This window comes from Leifsonia sp. KNZ13-11D, from assembly GCF_056754895.1.
This window is the reverse complement of sequence record NZ_JBPGWU010000001.1, coordinates 2,225,733-2,242,495: the sequence shown is the minus strand read 5'-3', so window position 1 is coordinate 2,242,495 and position 16,763 is coordinate 2,225,733. Positions and strand designations below refer to the sequence as shown.

21 protein-coding genes and 4 tRNA genes are annotated in these 16,763 nt (G+C 68.5%); 11 read left to right on the top strand and 14 right to left on the bottom strand.

Annotated features, from left to right (window positions below; all coding sequences use genetic code 11):
• Positions 1 to 22 precede the first annotated feature (22 nt).
• Positions 23 to 1,069 carry an aldo/keto reductase gene (locus tag ACR9Y5_RS11220; protein WP_481298027.1) on the top strand — a complete coding sequence of 349 codons (1,047 nt, stop codon included), beginning with the start codon at positions 23 to 25 and terminating at the stop codon, positions 1,067 to 1,069.
• A complete protein-coding gene (locus ACR9Y5_RS11215) occupies positions 1,066 to 1,479 on the top strand; it encodes an RbsD/FucU family protein (protein ID WP_481298026.1) in 414 nt (137 codons plus the stop codon). The genes ACR9Y5_RS11220 and ACR9Y5_RS11215 overlap by 4 nt, the downstream gene beginning before the upstream one ends.
• A 9-nt stretch (positions 1,480 to 1,488) precedes the next feature.
• Here the strand turns inward: ACR9Y5_RS11215 and ACR9Y5_RS11210 are convergent, their stop codons facing one another.
• Positions 1,489 to 2,484: a LacI family DNA-binding transcriptional regulator gene (locus ACR9Y5_RS11210; protein ID WP_481298025.1), complete on the bottom strand. Its 996-nt coding sequence runs from the start codon at positions 2,482 to 2,484 to the stop codon at positions 1,489 to 1,491.
• Positions 2,485 to 2,680: 196 nt separating this feature from the next.
• Positions 2,681 to 2,753 (bottom strand) — tRNA-Val (locus tag ACR9Y5_RS11205).
• 157 nt (positions 2,754 to 2,910) lie between these two features.
• Between ACR9Y5_RS11205 and ACR9Y5_RS11200 the strand changes: the two genes are divergently transcribed.
• From ACR9Y5_RS11200 to ACR9Y5_RS11185, 4 genes are all read left to right on the top strand, one after another.
• Positions 2,911 to 2,983: transfer RNA gene (locus ACR9Y5_RS11200), tRNA-Gly, on the top strand.
• Positions 2,984 to 3,049: 66 nt separating this feature from the next.
• A tRNA-Cys gene (locus tag ACR9Y5_RS11195) sits at positions 3,050 to 3,120 on the top strand.
• Between the two features lie 26 nt (positions 3,121 to 3,146).
• Positions 3,147 to 3,221, top strand: a tRNA-Val gene (locus tag ACR9Y5_RS11190).
• A 212-nt stretch (positions 3,222 to 3,433) separates the two neighbouring features.
• Entirely contained in the window at positions 3,434 to 3,628 is a 195-nt protein-coding gene (locus ACR9Y5_RS11185; RefSeq protein WP_481298024.1) for a helix-turn-helix domain-containing protein, read from the top strand.
• Here ACR9Y5_RS11185 and ACR9Y5_RS11180 read toward each other — a convergent pair.
• Together ACR9Y5_RS11180 and ACR9Y5_RS11175 are read right to left on the bottom strand one after the other, a co-directional pair.
• Complete coding sequence (locus tag ACR9Y5_RS11180; protein WP_481298023.1) at positions 3,625 to 4,677, bottom strand: AbiTii domain-containing protein; 1,053 nt, start codon at positions 4,675 to 4,677, stop codon at positions 3,625 to 3,627. The two genes, ACR9Y5_RS11185 and ACR9Y5_RS11180, sit on opposite strands and share 4 nt — an antisense overlap.
• A 551-nt stretch (positions 4,678 to 5,228) precedes the next feature.
• Positions 5,229 to 5,396, bottom strand: a complete 168-nt coding sequence (locus ACR9Y5_RS11175; protein ID WP_481298022.1) for a hypothetical protein — start codon at positions 5,394 to 5,396, stop codon at positions 5,229 to 5,231.
• 17 nt (positions 5,397 to 5,413) lie between these two features.
• Here ACR9Y5_RS11175 and ACR9Y5_RS11170 point away from each other — a divergent pair, with 17 nt between their 5' ends.
• On the top strand, positions 5,414 to 6,082 hold the full coding sequence (locus tag ACR9Y5_RS11170; RefSeq protein ID WP_481298021.1) for a DUF389 domain-containing protein: 669 nt from the start codon (positions 5,414 to 5,416) through the stop codon (positions 6,080 to 6,082).
• A 43-nt stretch (positions 6,083 to 6,125) separates the two neighbouring features.
• Here the strand turns inward: ACR9Y5_RS11170 and ACR9Y5_RS11165 are convergent, their stop codons facing one another.
• Positions 6,126 to 6,977, bottom strand: coding sequence for a lipase family alpha/beta hydrolase (locus ACR9Y5_RS11165; RefSeq protein ID WP_481298020.1), 852 nt, complete (start codon positions 6,975 to 6,977; stop codon positions 6,126 to 6,128).
• Positions 6,978 to 7,217: 240 nt separating this feature from the next.
• Between ACR9Y5_RS11165 and ACR9Y5_RS11160 the strand changes: the two genes are divergently transcribed.
• Complete coding sequence (locus ACR9Y5_RS11160) at positions 7,218 to 7,418, top strand: hypothetical protein (protein ID WP_481298019.1); 201 nt, start codon at positions 7,218 to 7,220, stop codon at positions 7,416 to 7,418.
• Positions 7,419 to 7,499: 81 nt separating this feature from the next.
• On the opposite strand, the gene ACR9Y5_RS11155 is transcribed toward ACR9Y5_RS11160, so the two are convergent.
• Positions 7,500 to 7,844: a MerR family transcriptional regulator gene (locus ACR9Y5_RS11155; protein ID WP_481298018.1), complete on the bottom strand. Its 345-nt coding sequence runs from the start codon at positions 7,842 to 7,844 to the stop codon at positions 7,500 to 7,502.
• A gap of 48 nt (positions 7,845 to 7,892) precedes the next feature.
• Between ACR9Y5_RS11155 and ACR9Y5_RS11150 the strand changes: the two genes are divergently transcribed.
• On the top strand, positions 7,893 to 8,825 hold the full coding sequence (locus ACR9Y5_RS11150; protein ID WP_481298017.1) for an SDR family NAD(P)-dependent oxidoreductase: 933 nt from the start codon (positions 7,893 to 7,895) through the stop codon (positions 8,823 to 8,825).
• Positions 8,826 to 8,864: 39 nt separating this feature from the next.
• Here the strand turns inward: ACR9Y5_RS11150 and ACR9Y5_RS11145 are convergent, their stop codons facing one another.
• A complete protein-coding gene (locus tag ACR9Y5_RS11145) occupies positions 8,865 to 9,224 on the bottom strand; it encodes a hypothetical protein (RefSeq protein ID WP_481298016.1) in 360 nt (119 codons plus the stop codon).
• Between the two features lie 117 nt (positions 9,225 to 9,341).
• Between ACR9Y5_RS11145 and ACR9Y5_RS11140 the strand changes: the two genes are divergently transcribed.
• The gene (locus tag ACR9Y5_RS11140; RefSeq protein ID WP_481298015.1) at positions 9,342 to 10,205 is read left to right on the top strand and encodes a PHP domain-containing protein; all 864 of its coding nucleotides are present in this window, start codon (positions 9,342 to 9,344) and stop codon (positions 10,203 to 10,205) included.
• A 12-nt stretch (positions 10,206 to 10,217) separates the two neighbouring features.
• Here ACR9Y5_RS11140 and ACR9Y5_RS11135 read toward each other — a convergent pair whose 3' ends face one another.
• The 5 genes from ACR9Y5_RS11135 to ACR9Y5_RS11115 form a co-directional block, all read right to left on the bottom strand.
• Positions 10,218 to 10,589 (bottom strand): hypothetical protein, encoded by a 372-nt coding sequence (locus ACR9Y5_RS11135; RefSeq protein ID WP_481298014.1) that lies wholly within the window; start codon positions 10,587 to 10,589, stop codon positions 10,218 to 10,220.
• A 51-nt stretch (positions 10,590 to 10,640) separates the two neighbouring features.
• On the bottom strand, positions 10,641 to 10,895 hold the full coding sequence (locus ACR9Y5_RS11130; RefSeq protein WP_481298013.1) for a hypothetical protein: 255 nt from the start codon (positions 10,893 to 10,895) through the stop codon (positions 10,641 to 10,643).
• Between the two features lie 51 nt (positions 10,896 to 10,946).
• Positions 10,947 to 12,071: an alpha/beta fold hydrolase gene (locus ACR9Y5_RS11125; protein WP_481298012.1), complete on the bottom strand. Its 1,125-nt coding sequence runs from the start codon at positions 12,069 to 12,071 to the stop codon at positions 10,947 to 10,949.
• A gap of 55 nt (positions 12,072 to 12,126) precedes the next feature.
• On the bottom strand, positions 12,127 to 12,630 hold the full coding sequence (locus ACR9Y5_RS11120) for a hypothetical protein (RefSeq protein ID WP_481298011.1): 504 nt from the start codon (positions 12,628 to 12,630) through the stop codon (positions 12,127 to 12,129).
• Between the two features lie 88 nt (positions 12,631 to 12,718).
• Positions 12,719 to 13,222 carry a hypothetical protein gene (locus tag ACR9Y5_RS11115; protein WP_481298010.1) on the bottom strand — a complete coding sequence of 168 codons (504 nt, stop codon included), beginning with the start codon at positions 13,220 to 13,222 and terminating at the stop codon, positions 12,719 to 12,721.
• Between the two features lie 260 nt (positions 13,223 to 13,482).
• Between ACR9Y5_RS11115 and ACR9Y5_RS11110 the strand changes: the two genes are divergently transcribed.
• A complete protein-coding gene (locus ACR9Y5_RS11110; RefSeq protein WP_481298009.1) occupies positions 13,483 to 13,755 on the top strand; it encodes a DUF4242 domain-containing protein in 273 nt (90 codons plus the stop codon).
• On the opposite strand, the gene ACR9Y5_RS11105 is transcribed toward ACR9Y5_RS11110, so the two are convergent.
• Positions 13,756 to 15,087 carry a helix-turn-helix domain-containing protein gene (locus ACR9Y5_RS11105; RefSeq protein ID WP_481298008.1) on the bottom strand — a complete coding sequence of 444 codons (1,332 nt, stop codon included), beginning with the start codon at positions 15,085 to 15,087 and terminating at the stop codon, positions 13,756 to 13,758.
• The gene (locus tag ACR9Y5_RS11100) at positions 14,979 to 16,613 is read right to left on the bottom strand and encodes an ATP-binding protein (RefSeq protein WP_481298007.1); all 1,635 of its coding nucleotides are present in this window, start codon (positions 16,611 to 16,613) and stop codon (positions 14,979 to 14,981) included. The genes ACR9Y5_RS11105 and ACR9Y5_RS11100 overlap by 109 nt, the downstream gene beginning before the upstream one ends.
• Between the last annotated feature and the right edge of the window lie 150 nt (positions 16,614 to 16,763).

The following is a 16,763-nucleotide window of genomic DNA, read 5'->3' as shown; positions in this document are numbered from 1 at the left end:
CATATCGAAAACGGAGACAGACATGATCAAGATCGACAGCGTGCCGACCCGCCGCCTCGCGAGCGGGGCCGTGATGCCCGGGATCGGCGTCGGGACGTTCGGGTCCGACCACTACGGACCGGACGAGGTCGCCGCTGCTGTCGCCGGTGCGATCCGGGCCGGGTACCGCCTGATCGACTGCGCGTCCGTGTACGGCAACGAGGAGCAGGTCGGCGCGGTCCTGCAGGACGCGATCGCCGGCGGCGTGCCGCGTGACGAACTGTTCGTGATGTCGAAGGTGTGGAACGACGCCCACGAGCCCGAAGCCGCGGTGGCCTCGGTGCGCCGCTCGTTGAGCGACCTGCGCCTGGACGTGCTCGACGCGGTGTTCGTGCACTGGCCGTTCCCGAACCACCACGCGCCCTTCGCGGATGTGGCGGACCGCGACCCGGATGCCCGCCCGTACATCCACGAGGAGTACATGGCGCTGTGGCATGCGCTGGAGGGGCTCGTCGACGAGGGGGTCGTGAGGCACCTCGGAACGTCGAACGTCACCATCCCGAAGCTCACGGCGATCCTCGCCGACGCGCGGATCGCGCCGGCGCTCAACGAGATGGAGCTGCACCCCTGCTTCCAGCAGCCGGAGCTGTTCCGGTTCTGCCTGGACCACGGCATCCAGCCGGTCGGCTATTCGCCCCTCGGGTCGCCGTCGCGGCCGGAGCGCGACCGGGTCGCCACGGACGCGTCGGACATGGAGCACCCGGTCGTCGTGTCGATCGCTCGGGCGCACGGCGTGCATCCCGCCCTCATCTGCCTGAAGTGGGCGGTGCAGCGGGGCCAGGTGCCGATCCCGTTCTCCGTCAAGGAGCCGCAGTACGTCGCCAACCTGCGCGCCGTGGTCGAGGATCCGCTCACTCCCGCGGAGCTGGAGGCGCTGCGCTCGGCGGAGCGGAACAACCGCCTCATCAAGGGCCAGGTGTTCCTCTGGCCCGGCGCCGGGAGCTGGCTGGACCTGTGGGACGTGGACGGTACGATCCCGGGCTGGGACGGCTACACCGCCGACCGCGCCGCCCTGGAGGTGGGCGCATGATCACCGGCCCGCTGGTCCATCCGCCGCTGCTCGAGGCGCTCGCCTCCTCCGGACACGGTTCGGGGGTGCTGATCGCCGACGGGAACTACCCCTATCTCACCGCGACGGGACCGGGGGTGCGCCTCATCCACCTCAACCTGCGCCCGGGTCTGCTCGACGTCACGTCGGTGCTCGACGCCGTGCTCACCACGGTCAACGTCGAGTCGGCGACCGTCATGCAGACGCCACCCGGCATCGAGGCGCCGGCACAGGAGGACTACGTGCGCAGGCTGGGTGAGGACGTTCCGCTGGAGAAGGTCGACCGGTTCGCCTTCTACGACCGCGTCCGCTCGCCCGACGTGGGCGTGGTCATCGCCACCGGGGACGAGCGCCTGTACGGCAACCTGCTACTCACCATCGGGTTGCGCTGACGAGCCCTGTCACTCGTCCAGTCGCCGGACGGACGCGCCCGGGATGAGGTGCGCGTCCAGGTACTCGATCCGGGGCTCGGGCCGCTCGCCGGGGGACTCGATCTGCTTGGCGATCAGCCGGGCCGCGTGCGTGGCGATCTTCCGCGTCGGCTGCACGATGACTGTCAGCTTCGGCACGAGGGCCTGTGCGAGCTCCCCGATGTCGAACCCCACGACGGAGATGTCGCGGCCGATGCGCAGGCCGGAGTCGTTCACGGCCGTCACAGCGCCGAGCGTGAGCTCGTAGTTCGCCGTGAAGAGCGCGGTGGGCCGTGGCCGCAGGGCGAGCAGCTCCTGCGCCGCCCGGTAGCCCGCCTCGATCGTCAGCGGCACGAGACGCTCCAGCGTCGGGTCGACCTCCACGCCGTCCGAGGCGAGTTCGCGCTCGAAGCCCTCGGTGCGCAGTCGCATCGAGGAGATCACCGGTTCGCCTCCCACGTAGCCGATACGACGGTGGCCGTGGTCGAGGAGGTGCCGGGCGCCGAGCGCGCCGGCCGCGGCGTTGTCGATGAAGACACCGTCGGCGCGCAGGTCGTCGATGTACCAGTCGACCATCACCACCGGCATCCGGGACGCGGCGTCGCGGAGCGCCGGCACGTCGTGGGGGGACGTGACGGCCACGATCCCGTCCACCATCCGGTCCATCAGAAGGTCGACGGTCTCGTCGCGCGGGTCGGGGCTGGCCGCCACGATCACGCTGATGCCCCGTGGGCGGAGCGCCTCCTCGACGCCGGCGATGATCGTGAGGTGGAAGTCGTTGTCGAGGGCGGGCAGGAGCACCCCGACCGTGCGCGACCGGCGCGAGCGGAGAGTCCGGGCGAACTGGTTGGGCCGGAAGTCGAGCTCGCGCGCTGCCGACTCGATGGCCTCGCGGTTCGCCTCCAGCACGTTGCGCCCGTTGAAGTACTTGGAGATCGTCGCGAGCGAGAGCCCCGTGGCCCGCTGGATGTCCTTGTAGGTCGTCACAGCCCCGTCTTTCCTGATCTCGAGCCCCCGCTCCACGGCCGGCGATCGTTTCGCACCGGCGTGGGCCCAGCATAATCGAGCGCATCGGTTAGAGCGAAACGTTACGCGGCGCTGGTGGAGCATTGGGGCGACGCACCGGCGGCGAGAACGGATGAAACGAAAAAAACCCCCGGAGTGACCGGGGGTTTCTCTCTTGTGGGCGATACCAGACTCGAACTGATGACCTCTTCCGTGTGAAGGAAGCGCGCTACCAACTGCGCCAATCGCCCGGGGGCTGCGAGATTCGATACTAGCCGACTCGGGGGTCCCGATGCACATCGACACGGAGGCGCGGATCGACACACCCGGACGTCGTCATCGGTTTTGTCTTGGACGCGCGGATCGGCTAGAGTCTTTCAAGTGCCGCAGGGAACTGCGGAACGACATGCGGATGTAGCGCAGTTGGTAGCGCATCACCTTGCCAAGGTGAGGGTCGCGAGTTCGAGTCTCGTCATCCGCTCGAGTCGGCCCGGTCTACGGATCGGGCCTCTCGGGTACGGTACGGTTCTTCCGTGTTGTGGCGTTCGGTGGATTGGCCGAGAGGCGAGGCAGCGGCCTGCAAAGCCGTATACACGGGTTCGAATCCCGTATCCACCTCGATCCTGAGCTTCGCGTTCAGGCTCGGGCGATTGGCGCAGCGGTAGCGCGCTTCCCTGACACGGAAGAGGTCACTGGTTCGATCCCAGTATCGCCCACCAACAGAAAAGGCCCCCTGACCGGGGCTTTTCTCGTATCCGCCGATAGCTCTGGGCTGAGCGTGGGCTGAGTGACACTCGTGGCCAGAACCGCCAGCCGAGATGCATGGAGCCGGGCCGCCCCGGTAGCCGCCCACGAGGGCGCAGTCATGGACCGAGCCCGTGAGGGTGTCGTCATTCGGGAGTGACCTACTCGACACACGAGGGGTCATCCCGTGACAAGCACCGAGCTCATCACCGTCGCCGAGGCCGCCGAGCGACTCGGCATCTCGACCAAGACCGTTCGGCGCTGGATCAAGGCCGGCCGTCTGCGCGCCGTCCGCATCGGGCCGCAACTCGTTCGCGTTCGGGTCACCGACCTCGACGCGCTCGCCGAGCCCATCCCGGTCGTGCGGGGCTTCGGGTACTAACCGCGGTCGGAGTCCGCATCCGCCGCGGCTTCCGCGGTAGCCTCCACGCTGACGACGGCGGAGGCTTCCGCAGTCTTGACATCCTGCCAGAGGTCGAGGATGTCTCCGATTAGGAGGTACGCGCCCGTGATGAACCGGGAGGCCTCGTATTGCGTCACCTCACCGTGAGCCCCTTTGTGGCCGGCACTGTCGAATGCATCGATTCGCTTTCCGAAGTCCTCGAGGTCGGACGTAACGACTGTTCCGATAGTCGTTCCAATCGCCTGTTGGCTCTCGATCCAATCGATGAGTCGATTGATGTACTTGTCGTCGGTCATATCGCGGCCATTAACGGGCTCGCCCGGCGCACGTAGAGCGTCCGCAATCGCCTTCAGGAGGCGCCGGCACTCCGACGCCGCGTTCGCCCAATGCTCTGGATTACCCGACACGGCGCTCTCGAATGCCGCTGCGAACTTCGTTGCGCCGGTTGGAACAAGGCTCGCAATTCGCGCGTCAACCCGATTTCGGACGACAGTGAAGGCGCTCTCCACCGCAGCGCCAAAGCGCAGTTCAATCGACCGCTCGCTGATGTACTCGTGCAATGCCGCCACGATTTTTCCGAGCAGCGCACTTTGCTCGATAATGAGCTTGTTCAGCTCAGCGCGCTCGTAGGCGTTTCCCTTTGGTAGATGAATGGGCTGAACGGGATTTGCCGTAGAGATGCTGACTGAGACATCGCCCGCCACCTCCATTTGCTTTTTGGCGGCTTCTACGCCTGCTTGCAATCGGTCAACTGTGATTGTGAAGTACTCCGGCCGCCCAAGTTCACTGGTCGTTTGTCGGCCCGAGCGGATGGCAGCCTTCACCTCCGCCGCTGTGAGGCTGCCGGGCGAAGGGGTGTAGCCACGCATCTCGTGAGATAGCCACTCCTGTGCCTCGGTGTCATCGAGCAAGCGAGCTAGACGAGCGGTCCGCCTTACGAGTTCGGGCGCGCCAATCCGTGAGAGGTCGATGTCATCCAAGAGGGCGTCTGCCAACTCCTGCGCTGCCTCGCGTCGTGTCTGAGTCATGCTTCATCCCGTCGAATGGGACGCTGGACCGACCATCTTGGGCCGGCCCAGCGACCAACTGTTTAGGCGTGGCCCCATCTCGGGAAGCCGAGAGCGACCCACAGGGCGAGACCCTTGTCGATCACGCGGCCGATGTCGAGCGAGATGCTCAACACGCTCCGCGTTCGACTCAGTGCGCCCGGAGAAAACAGGGCGCGGGCCCACTCCTTTACTGCCTGCATGAAGCTACGTCCGCTATCGTTGCTCGAGAACGGTCTATCAGATGTCACCATCGGTGCCCTTCCTGGTGTATCGTTCGCCGGTTGCACCCGGCGTTTTCGAATCCAAATCGAAGAGGTGGCCCCGACCAATTTGGTCGGGGTTTCCTTCGTTTTGAGGAACTTCCTCACCTACGACGGTACAGACCTTCTCTGACCTAGTGGGAACGACGCGTCGGTAGTCTGGCGTCATGGACGGGCCTAAACGGTAGGGAAACCATCCATATGGATACGTACGTACCCGTGTGGACTACGTTTGTGCCGCTTGGCGGGCGGTTCCGCCCTGAGCGAACCTCATTCCAACCTGTGGATACATGCGCGGAAAGAAGGCTTTGCCGGCCCGGCCTCGCGCTTTTCGGGCGCCGAGCTTTGCGCACCAGCGTTAGAGGCGATTCGCTCGAGCTCCGACAGTTGCGCGTTGTCCGCGCCGTTGTCGCTGACCAGAATGCCGGCCTTGGCCATCTCGACGGCGGATCGTGGTGGCCGCCACCAACAGCCAGGTGGCCGCACGGGTCTCGCCGAGCCTCATCGATCTTCTGGCCGCGCTGGCAACCGGTGCCGTCGGCACGGTCGCCCTGGTGCGCAAGGACATCTCGGACACGCTCCCGGGAGTCGCGATCGCGATCTCGCTGGTGCCACCGCTCTCGGTGGTGGGTCTGACGCTCGAATCGCAGGCGTGGAGTCAGGCCGGCGGCGCGCTGCTCCTGTTCGTCGCGAACGTGGCAGCGATTCTCGCGACGGGGGTGATCATCCTCACGGGCTACCGGATCGGGGCGGTCGCCGGTGCCGCCGCCGAGACCCATGCGCGGCGGGGCTGGGGGAGGCGCCACCGGGCGATCATCTCGATCGTCGTGACCCTGCTGATCATCGGCGTGCCTCTGACGCTCACGTCGACGCGCTTCGCCGACCAGGAGCTGCTGGAGAACTCCATCCGACAGGCCGCCCAGCCCTGGGCGCAGCAGAACGGCTGGGAGATCAGCGAACTCCAGGCGACCAGCAGTCAGGCCACTCTGACGCTCACCGGCGAGCCTCCCGTGCCCGAGACCGGTTCGCTGGAGGCGGCGCTGAAGGCCCAGGGCGTCGATCCGGCCCAGGTGACCGTGCAGTTCGTGCCCGCGTACACCGTCCACCTGGGCGGGGGCGGCTGACACGAATCACTCGCTCGACCCGCAGGGCGTCCGGGGGCGCAACTCACACGCAGTTCGGCTGGTAGGCCGGGTCGGCCGGCCCGTTCGGGACGCTCAGCGCCTCCAGCACCAGCTGCTGCACGACGGGATCGTTCGGTGTCTGGTCGTGCTCGATCGGGTCGGCGGGGCACTTGTCCTGGATGACCAGATTCGTGACCTGTGAGGCCGAACCGCTCAAGGCCTGGGTCTGGTACGGCGTCACGACCTCGTCGTGTGTGGTCGAGATGACCGTGTAGAACGGACCCTTCACCGTGTCGCCGATGGAGTTCAGCTTCTGCAGGAAGGCGGATCCCGCGGTCTGGTCCGCGCACGCCGGGCACGCGGTGGGGGAGGCGGTGGTCAGAGCAGGCAGCCCGTCCGGTCCGGGAACGATGAGACCCCGGGTGCCGTGGTTCGACGGGGCGATGCCGATCAGCTGGTGCACCTTCTTCGCGCCCCCGAGGAAGCCCAGGTAGTAGCGCGGCATCATGCCGCCCTGGCTGTGCCCGACGAGGTCGACCTGGGACGCCTTGGTGGACGCGAGCACCGCGTCCACGAACGGGGCGAGCTGCTTCGCGGAGTCGGCGATCGGGCCGGACGCATCGACACCGTTGTACTGCCCGTAGTCGAGGGCGAAGACGCAGTAGCCGGCCTGCTTGAGGGTCGGGGACATCGTCGCCCAGTTCTTCGCCATGCTCTCGAACGTCCCCGGCACGAGGATCACCGGATACGGGTGCGCGGCGGACGGCACGCAGGACCAGTCGTTCGCGCCCGGCGGAGAGACGGACACGGTGTCCGCCTGCGCCGGCACGGCGAGCGCGATCGACCCGAGAGCCGCCGTAGTGGCGGCGATGAGCAGCTTCTTCAGTAACGACATCGGTACCTCTTCCGTCTGCGCCCTCCGGGGGGACGGACGGGGGTATCCGTCGCGGGCGCGGCTTCGGCCAGAAACGGTAGACGCGGGAGCCGAGGGATCAAGCGGCTTTGAGGAGCTTCGGAGGTCGGGCGGAGGCTGTGCTCATCCAGGCGCACCGTCTGCGGAGGGCCGAAAGCCCCTTCCCAACCGAGCGTGACGGGCGTCAGGCTGTCGTCATATCCGGGGAAGCGGGAGCACGACATGGCTGAGGGAACGAACGCGCGGACGATCGTACGGGACGGGCCGTGGGGCTTCTTCTTCTTGCTGGCCTACATCGGCGCGGCGGTCTACTTCATCTCCGTCTCGGACGGCTCGTTCTGGGGCGTCGTACTCGGTCTGCTCGAGGCGGTCGTCTGGCCGGCCTACGTGGTCTATCACCTGCTGGTGCTGCTCGGCGCGTGAGCAACCGGCCGTACCGTCCGGTTCTATGAATTGCGCCCGCCGGCCGGAGCGAGGGAGTGTCCGACCAACCGGCGCCCCGGGTTACGCGTTGGTGCGCAGATAGGTCGTCAGCGACGCCTCGATGGTCGTCAGCCGTTCGGCGCGCAACCGGACGTCGTCCCGCAACGCCGCGATCTGCTCGAGGAGCCCCGGACATGCCGACTCGGACCGCTCCCCGACGGTGCACGGGAGTACGTCCTTGACCAGCGCCGTCGGAAGTCCGATGTCCAGCAGGGACCTGATGGTCTCGACCATTGCGACCGCGTTCGGTGCGTACTCCCGGTAGCCGTTCGGCTGCCGCTCCGACGTCAGCAGTCCCTGCTGTTCGTAGTACCGCAGCGATCTCGGGCTCGCACCCGTCCGCGCACTCAGCTCGCCGATCCGCATGAGACTCCTCTTGACCTTGACACCGATGTCAAAGTTTACGCTTCCGGCATGGACCACCCCGCACCCACACGACTGACGAGCCCGCTGCTCACCTTGCCCGATCTCACAGGACGACGCGCCGTCGTGACCGGCGGCGCGAGCGGACTCGGCCTCGTCACGACCCGCACCTTCGCGCTCCACGGCGCCGACGTGATCATCGGCGCTCGGGACGTCACGAAAGCCGAGGCCGCCCGCGCGCACCTGCTGGCCGAGCACGACCTTCCCGCAGGCAGGATCAGCGTCGCAGAGCTGGATCTCATCGACCCCGATTCCATCGAGCGGTTCGCGGGCATGGCCGCAGGCGCACCGATGGACCTGCTCGTCCTGAACGCCGGCATCAGCAGCGTCCCACTCCGGCACGATCGCAACGGCATCGAAAGCCAATTCGCCACCAACCACCTAGGGCACTTCGCTCTCGCCGCCCGTCTGTTGCCCTCCCTCGAGCAGGGGACCGACCCGCGAGTCGTCACCGTGTCGTCGGCCCTGTACACCGCAGGGAAGCTCGATCTCGAGGACCTCGCCAGCACGTCCGGCTACTCGCCGGGTCGCGCCCACAACCGCTCCAAGCTCGCCAATGTCATGTTCGCGCTGGAGCTCGGTCGTCGTCTCGCGGAGTCGGGGAGCTCCGTACGAAGCTTCGCCGCACATCCGGGTATGGCGCGCACACCCCTGCACACGACGTATCCCTCGGTGGCGACCCGGGTGATGACCCGGATCATCGCCGGAGCCATCGGTCGCGAACCCGGGCCGGCCGACGTCGGCGTCCTGACGGCAGCCCTGCACCGGGACGCGTCACCCCTGTTGTTCTGGGGCCCGACCGGTTCGAAGACGCGCCCGGATGCTCTTGGGGACCGGTTCAAGCCGGTTGCGACCGATCTCGAGACGGCTGCGGCACTCTGGGAGGTGTCGGAGGGGCTGACCGGCACCCGCATCGCGAGCTGAAGGACGGACAGAGGCGGGTTCGCCGTCAGCGCGCTCGCCTCAGCCGCCGAGGACCGGATCGGGCGCGTGCAGGAAGAGCATCGCGGTGACCCACAACACGACGCTGCTGCAGATGCCGACGATCGGCACGACCCAGACGCGGCGCGGGGACAAGGGTCCGATCAATCCGGTCAGCAGTAGAGCGAAGGCGAACGGCACCAGCGCGCCCGCGACAGCCAATTGCAGAGCCGGTCCCATGCGTCCCAGCTCGTCTCTCCCGATGGTGGGACCTCCGATCGTGAGGGCGATCGAAAGACCGAGCATGACCGTGACGAAGACGATGACGCCGTGCAGCAGGAGCAGCAGCGCGGCGGTCAGGACCGGGCGACGATGCCGCAGCGGCACGAGAGTCGTGGACATGGGGCCAAGCTACTGGGCGACGAGGGTCGCCTCGTCCCTCTCAGGGATGACGCGTAGAGAATGGCCATGAATCTCGTTTGAGCTCGGGGCTCGGAACCGACGGACTACGATCCCGCTATGGTGTTGCCCGCTGACAGCCACGTCCACAGCGAATGGTCCTGGGACACCGGCGGACCGCACTCCGCCGCCGTCGGTCGCATGCGGGAGACCTGCGAACAAGCGATCCGAATCGGTTTACCCGCGCTCTTCTTCACCGAGCACTTGGACATTCCGGGCACCTGGCGCGCGGAGCCGGGCGACCTGATGCCGCACCAGCGGCACTATGTGCAGCCGGACGGCCTCGTGGAGTTCGAGCCCTTCGACGTCGACGGCTACTTCGACGACATCGACCGTATGCGCCGCGAGTTCCCCGAGCTCGGCATCTTCACGGGCGTCGAGTTCGGGCAGCCGCACCTGTTCGAGGCGGAGGCCCGCGCCCTGGTGGACCTGGACCGGTTCGATCGGATCAACGGATCGCTGCACACCCTGGACATGGGCGGCGGTCGCGCGGAACCGAGCAGGCTGCTGCAGGAACACCCTGCAGCAGACGTGATGACCGCATACCTCGCTGAGATCCCGGTCATGGTAACGGGCTCGGACGCGTTCGACGTGTTCACCCACATCGACTACGCCCTCCGTCACTGGCCGGCGGAAGAAGCCGGTCCATTCGACCCGCGACGGTTCGAGGGCCTCATCCGCCACGCGATGCGCGCGGTCGCCGACAGCGGCCGGGCGCTCGAGCTGAACACGCGACGGCTCTGGTCGTGGGTGCCGCAGTGGTGGGCCGAGGAAGGGGGTCGGGCGATCAGTTTCGCAAGCGACGCCCACACACCGGACGCGCTCGCCTCAAATTTCCCAGAGGCCGTCATCCTCGCGGAGACGTTCGGATTCCGCGCGGGAGCCACACCCGCCGACCTGTGGAGACGGCCGCGACTCCGTTGAGACGGCCCGCCGCTACTGCGGCGATGTGGTCGAGAACCGACCGCTGGCGTCCATCCGCAGCCACAAGCCTTCCTGCCCGCACTGGTTGTGAACGAGTCGCGCGGTCGTACGGAACGACTGGACCGCGTCCGTACCTTGCACTGCCTCGGCGGTGAGCGCCATGCTGTCGCCGTCGTGTGGCAGGGTCGACGGCTCGTCCATGGTGAATGCGACGACGTTGAACCCGGTGAGGCAGCTACCCTCGGCGCACACGCGCACGTTGGTCTCCGGATGCGCCGCGACCCACGAGTGCACATCGACCGTGATGCGTGGCGCCGGCGTGATCTCCTCTCCGCACATCCTCGCCTGGGTGCACCCGGTCAGCGTCAGCGCATACAGAGCCATCGCAGCGACGGCGATTCGCTGCGTGCTCGATGGCCGACGCATGGCCGGCACTCAGTCCTGCCGCTCGACGACGGGCGGAGCGTACGCCCCGCCGACGTGGCGACGGTCGCGGACGGCGACAGCCAGCACCACTCCACCCAGCACCGCCCAGAGCGCGGCGAGAAGATATCGCCAGGGTTGGCCGCCGTCCGCGATCGCGACGGCGAACCAGCAGGCGGCGAGGACGAGCCAGACCACGCCGTTCCAGATCCGGGGCTTCCCGAAGGCCACACGGAACCAGCGCGGTTCTCCCTGACGTTCCCCCATGACGCCGACTCTAGCGAGGCGGGTCTCCCGATGCCGCAAAGCCCGCGACCGTCAGGCCAGCCCCGCGAAGAACCCGCGGATGCGGTCGGCCGCCAGGTCCGGCTGCTCGAGGCCGAGGAAGTGGCCGCCGCGCGGGGCGCGCTCGAACGAGCGCACATCCGTCGCGGCGCGCTCGGCGAAGGAGCGGGGGTAGCCGTCCATCACCGGCTCGCGGCTGAGCAGCACGCCCAGCGGTGCGGTGATCGGCGGCCGGGGCGGGTTGGAGTCGTAGTCGTAGTACTGGCGGAAGGAGGAGCCGATGGTCCCCGTCGCCCAGTAGAGCGTCGCGATCGTCAGCAGCGCATCCCGGGGGATGACCGCATCCAGGTCGCCGTCGACCCAGGCCTGCCACTTGTCGGCGATCCAGGCGATCAGGCCGGCGGGGGAGTCGGCCAGTGCCGCGGCGATGGTGTCGGGCCGGGTGGCCATGATCTCGCTGTAGCCGCCGTCGGCGGAGTCGTAGGCGGCGACGGCGTCCAGGTAGGCGCGCTCCTCGTCGCTCTGCGGTTCGTCGTCCGTGGGGAAGGGCCCGTGGATCAGCTGCACGCCGATCACCTGGTCGGCGTGGTCGACCCCGAGCCAGGTCGCCGCCCCGCCGCCGATGTCGCCGCCGAACGCCGCATAGCGGTCGTAGCCGAGCACGGAGGTCATGAGCTCGTGCAGGTCGCGCGCGATCGCCTGCCGCGTCAGCGGAGGCTCGGGGAGCTCCGAGAACACGAAACCGGGCAGCGACGGCACCACGACGTCGAAGGCGATCCGCGCGTCGGAGCCGAAGGCGGCCGGATGGGCGAGCCGCTCGGCCAGCGGCAGGTACTCCGTGTAGGCGCTGGGCCAGCCGTGAAGCAGCAGCAGCGGCACGCGCGTCTCCGCCGACCCGGCCGCCGGGATGCGCACGAAGTGGATGCGGTGGCCGCCGACGTCGGCGAGGTGCTGGTCGTACGAGTTCAGACGTTCTTCCTGTGCGCGCCAGTCGAACGCGAGCCACGCATCCACCAGCCCCCTCAGCGCCGCGCCGCCGGCGCCCGCCTCCCAGGCGGCCGCACCGAGCGGCGGAACGTATCGGGTGGCCGCGAGCCGGGCACGCAGATCATCGAGCAGGTCATCGGACAGGTGGATGCTGAAGTCGTCGATGCTCATCACGGCTACGGTACTGCTGCGCCGCTCGGGCGCGGAAGGGCGGCAGGCCGCGCGATCATCCGCTCCCGGGTATGAGAACGCCCATCGGTGTGCTGTTCTCGTTGCAGGACGAGACCGCGTGGAGCATGTCTCCCCGGAACGGCTCGCCCCACGGGTCGAACGTCTCGCCCGAGACGGACGGAGGCGTGATCGTGGTGTCCTCCAGGAGCGCTCCGACGTCGCTCTCCAGCCCGTGGCTCACGAGCATCTTCAGCATCTGCAGCGTCGTCGGGGCCGTGTTCACGATCGCAACGAACTGCGGGTCCGAGAGTGCGCCCTTCGCGTGCTGCAACTGTGCGTTCTCGAGCTCTGTCTCCACGGACGCGAGCACCGCGCAGCTCTCGCCGATGCGGTCGCGCGGGTCCGAGAAGACGGGCGAGGCCGTCGGTGTGGCGCTCGGCGGATCGGAGTGGGGTCTGGTCTCCGAAGCCGCGGTGCACCCCGTCACGACGAATGCGCAACACACGGCCATCGCGCCGAGCGCGATCCGCACCGTCCCCCTGTGTGGTCTCAGCGTCATCGTTCCTCCCCGAGGACGATCGTAGTGGCCCAGCGGGCGACGGCGCGCCGTCTGCGGCGCCGGACGCCGCTGCTGCTCACTCTGGCTTCTACAACGGCAATTCCGCGAGTTGCACCCGGAGCAGCTCCGGGGGCAGGTCGCCGGCTCCCCAGGCGACGAGGACGCAGCTGCCGAGGTCGGCGTGCGCGATGAAGCCGCTGTAGAGCGACCGATGCCACAGCGTGTACGGAACATCGGCCAGCTCCATCGGTGAGAAGGCCCATCCGGCTCGGTCGCGTGCCAACGCCTGCGAGTCGGCGTCGGCGGTGTTCGCCAGCTTCTGCGTGAATTCCCGCGGCAGCCCTGGCTGGATTGCCTGGAGTGTCAGGGATGTCGCCGCCAGCGCAGCCAACGAGACGGGGTCAGTCATGATGCCATGCGGCCATCCGGCGGCACTGATTCGCTCGCCGAGTCGTACGAGTGTGCGAATGGTGAAGGCGAGTCCGCTCGCTGAGCGCGTCTCCACCGAGGCATCCGAGAGAACTCCGTCGTTCGTCCCTGTGGCGGTCACCCTCCATTCGGCGTTCGAGGGATCCGGGACGATGACCAGCATGACGTTCATTCAACCAGCAGCGACAACCGCAGCGAGTACCGCGGCGTCATCGACGTTTCGTGGGCACGTCACCCCGATACCGGCTCAGCCAGCATGGCCCGGGCGCCCGCAGGCCCGAGCCGCCGATTCGGCACCGATCACGACCCCGTCATCCGTCCGATGAGCCGAGTGCAGCAGTAGGCCGCGGACACGCAATGACGGTGGCAGACGGAGACCAGCGGGTCTATCTTTGGCGCCAAGTGCAAAAGGGGGCGTCGACCATGCCGTTCTTCGTGATCGAACGAAACTATGTGGAGCGGGTCGGCGTTCCTCTGGAGGCCGCTCCCGGGATCAACGTGATCAACGACGAGGAGGACGTCCGCTGGCTGTACTCGTTCCTCTCGATCGACCATCGCAAAAGCTACTGCCTGTACGAGGCCCCGTCGATCGAGGCGATCCGATCGGCGGCCGCACGGGCCGGGCTGCCGGTGGACTCGGTGGTCGAAGTGGAGGGCATGATCCTGCCGAACGGGGAGTTGACTCCGCTCGCGTGATCACCGCACTGGGCGGAGCAGCCCTTCCTCGCGGGCGAGCATGGCGGCGGCCGTCCGGTTGCTCGATCCTGTCTTGAAGAGGATGCTCCTGACGTGGTTCGCCGCGGTGTTCTCCGTGATGAAGAGCTGCGCCGCGATCTCGCGGTTGCTGCGCCCGTCCGCCACCAGCCGCAGCACCTCGATCTCGCGCGCCGTCAGGCCGTGAGCACGGGGGATTCGCTCGGTGCCTTCCGCGGGCAGCCACCGCAGCACGCGCCTCAGCCCGGACGGGTCGGCGATCGACCGGGCACGCGCCACCAGTGCAGCCGCCTCCGCCGAGTACGGGTCGCCGTCCTGCAGCCAGGCGGCCTCCGCGGCGAGTGTGTAGGCGACGTGGAGCGGGGCGTCCATCCGCTCGTTCATCTCCAGTGCCGAAGCGAAGCGGTCCCCGGGCGCGCCGAACCGGCACAGGGACTCGATCTGGCCCAGATAGCAGTCCGTGCTCCCGAACACGGCCACGAAGTAGCCGGCCATCAGATTGAGGCCCTGGTATTCGAGCAGCCACGGATGGACGGCGGCGGCGAGCTCGGGATCCTCGAGCCACACCGCGGCCTCGGTCATGAACGCCAGCGAGGCGGGCCAATCGGAGGAGCCGTGCGCCGCCCTGTGGTCGTGCGCGAGCATCCACTTCAGGACCCGGCGGGTCGGCTCGGCCAGGCCCAGCTCCGTGTAGAGGGCGAGAAGGCCGGGGGCCCACCGAGCCTCCGGCGACTCGTCGCCGGTCACGAAGGGGCGGATCGCCTCGAGCGCGCCGCTTTCGCGCCGGAGCATGAAGCCCTGCAGTGCGCCGACGCCCGAGGTGACGTCGGACCGGAACTCGTGCTCCGCACGGTGGATGGCCTGGATCGCCGCACGGGTGTCGTCCAGCGCGCCGCGGGCGAGCGAGCGGCCGAAGCGGGTGCAGCAGGCGAAGTAGGCCCAGTACGACCCCCAGTGCCGGGCCGTCTCAGCCAGATCGAGCTCGCTCTGCTGGAGTTCGTCCCGGTCGCCGGCGACGTACGAGGTCGCACTGCGGACGTAGGCGGCGGCGCCGAACGCCTCATCGTCCGCGCCGCCGGCCAGGCGCGACAGCTCCTTGCTCCGGACGAGCCTGGCGACGATGTCGCGCGGGAGGAACGTCTGCGTGACGGTCACCCGCAGTGCTTCGGCCAGCACTTCTCTGTCGCCCAGCCGGCGCGCTGCCGCTATCGCGCGGTCGCCGAGCGCGGCCGCTTCGTCGAAATCCCCGGTGAACGCCGTGGCGCGCCCCAGGGCCGCCAGCCCCCGGATGTGGAGCGGGTCGTCCTCGGGCACCGGCATCGCCGACAGCGCCGCGGCCAGTAGCTCGCGGGCCTCGTCGCCGGGCAGTCCCGGCCGCCAGGAGGCCTCCTCGAACTCGATCGCGGCTCGCAGCCGCGATGGGGATCGCCGTCTTCGACGACCTGGAGCGAGGCCGACCGGGCCCGCGCGAAGTCGGAGGCGAGAATCCAGCTGTGGACGGCTCGGAGCCGGAGCCGGTCGCGGGTGGGCGCGTCCGGGCTCAGCTCGGCCGCGCGAGTGAACGCCCGCGCGGCGTCCTCGTGCGCGAGCCGCGCGTCGGCCGCCTCCGCCGCCAGCGTCAGATACGCGGCGGCCCTGTCGCCGTATCCCAGTGCTCGCGCCTCGGAGTAGTGGTGGGCGAGCCTCTGCACGAGACGGGGCGCCGCCGGAAAGCGGGCCTCGAGAGTGCAGGCGACCAGAGCGTTCATCGCCATCAGGTCAGCGCGCGAACAGTGCTCGATGAACGCCTGCCGCGCGATCGCGTGCGGGAAACGCAGCGGCTCGCCCGACGCTGGCGGCGCCTCCAGGAGCCCGGAGGCGGTGGCGGCGTCGATGGCCGACAACGTGACATCGAGCGGCGAGAGGCTCACGGCGATCAGCTCGGCGAGGTCGAAGTCCTGTCCGAGCACGGCGGCCAGCGCGAGGACATCGCGTTGCGGTCCGGTCAGGGCTGCGATCCGCGACCGCAGGAGGTCGGGCGTCGCGTTCGGCAGTTCGACGACCACCGTGTCGTTTCGGCCGCCGGACCTCCAGGCGGCGACGACGTGCGGCCAGGTCGCACGTACCAGGAACGGGTTGCCCCCGGTGAGGGCATGGAGGACCACGGCGGATCCGTCGGCGGCGTCGGGAGGCACGTCGCCGGTGAGCCGGACGAACTGCGAGATCTCGTCGACCGTGAAAGCAGCCAGTTCGCATCGGCGGACGCCCTCGAGTCTGCTGAGGCCGGCGAGCGTGTCGTCCAGTTGGTCCGACTGGTCGGGGCGGGTGGAACGCAACGTTCCGATGACGAGGAGGCGCGCATCCACTGTGTTCTCGACGATCCGCGAGAGCAGGCGCAGGGCGGTCGGCGCCGCCCAGTGGAGGTCCTCGGCCACCAGGATGATCGGATGCGCCGCGGTGACGGCCAGGAGCACGTCGACGACCGCCTGGAAGAGCCGCGCCTGCCCGGCCTCCATGCCGTCGATCGCGGGCGGGCGTCCGAACGCCCGCTCGAGGAGCTCGACCGAACGCGCGAGCTCCCGGTCGTCATCGGCGACGCGGACCATGGTGAGGAGGTCGCGGATCGGGACGTCGAACGGCTCGAAGGGCGTGCCCAGGTCCTGCACGCACGCCCCGGCGAGCACGACGCCGCCGCCCTCATGCAGGGTCGTGCACACCGTGCTGACCAGACGGGACTTGCCGATCCCGGGAGCGCCCTCGACGAACACCGCGCGGCCTGCGCCCTGCTGCACAGCTGACCACGCGGTCTCAAGCTCCGCGACCTCTCCGCGCCGGGCGACGAACGGTGGTTGACCGGGCATTCCCCATCGTGGCGGAAGGGTCGTGGCGGACCGGTCCCGCATTGTCACAGGCTAGCGCGGGCGATGCTGCCGGTAGCTGGCCGGAAATGTCGGCGGGACGTCGGGTGAAGATGATCACTTCTGGTCAGGTGCGCGGTGCTCGGCGTCCTT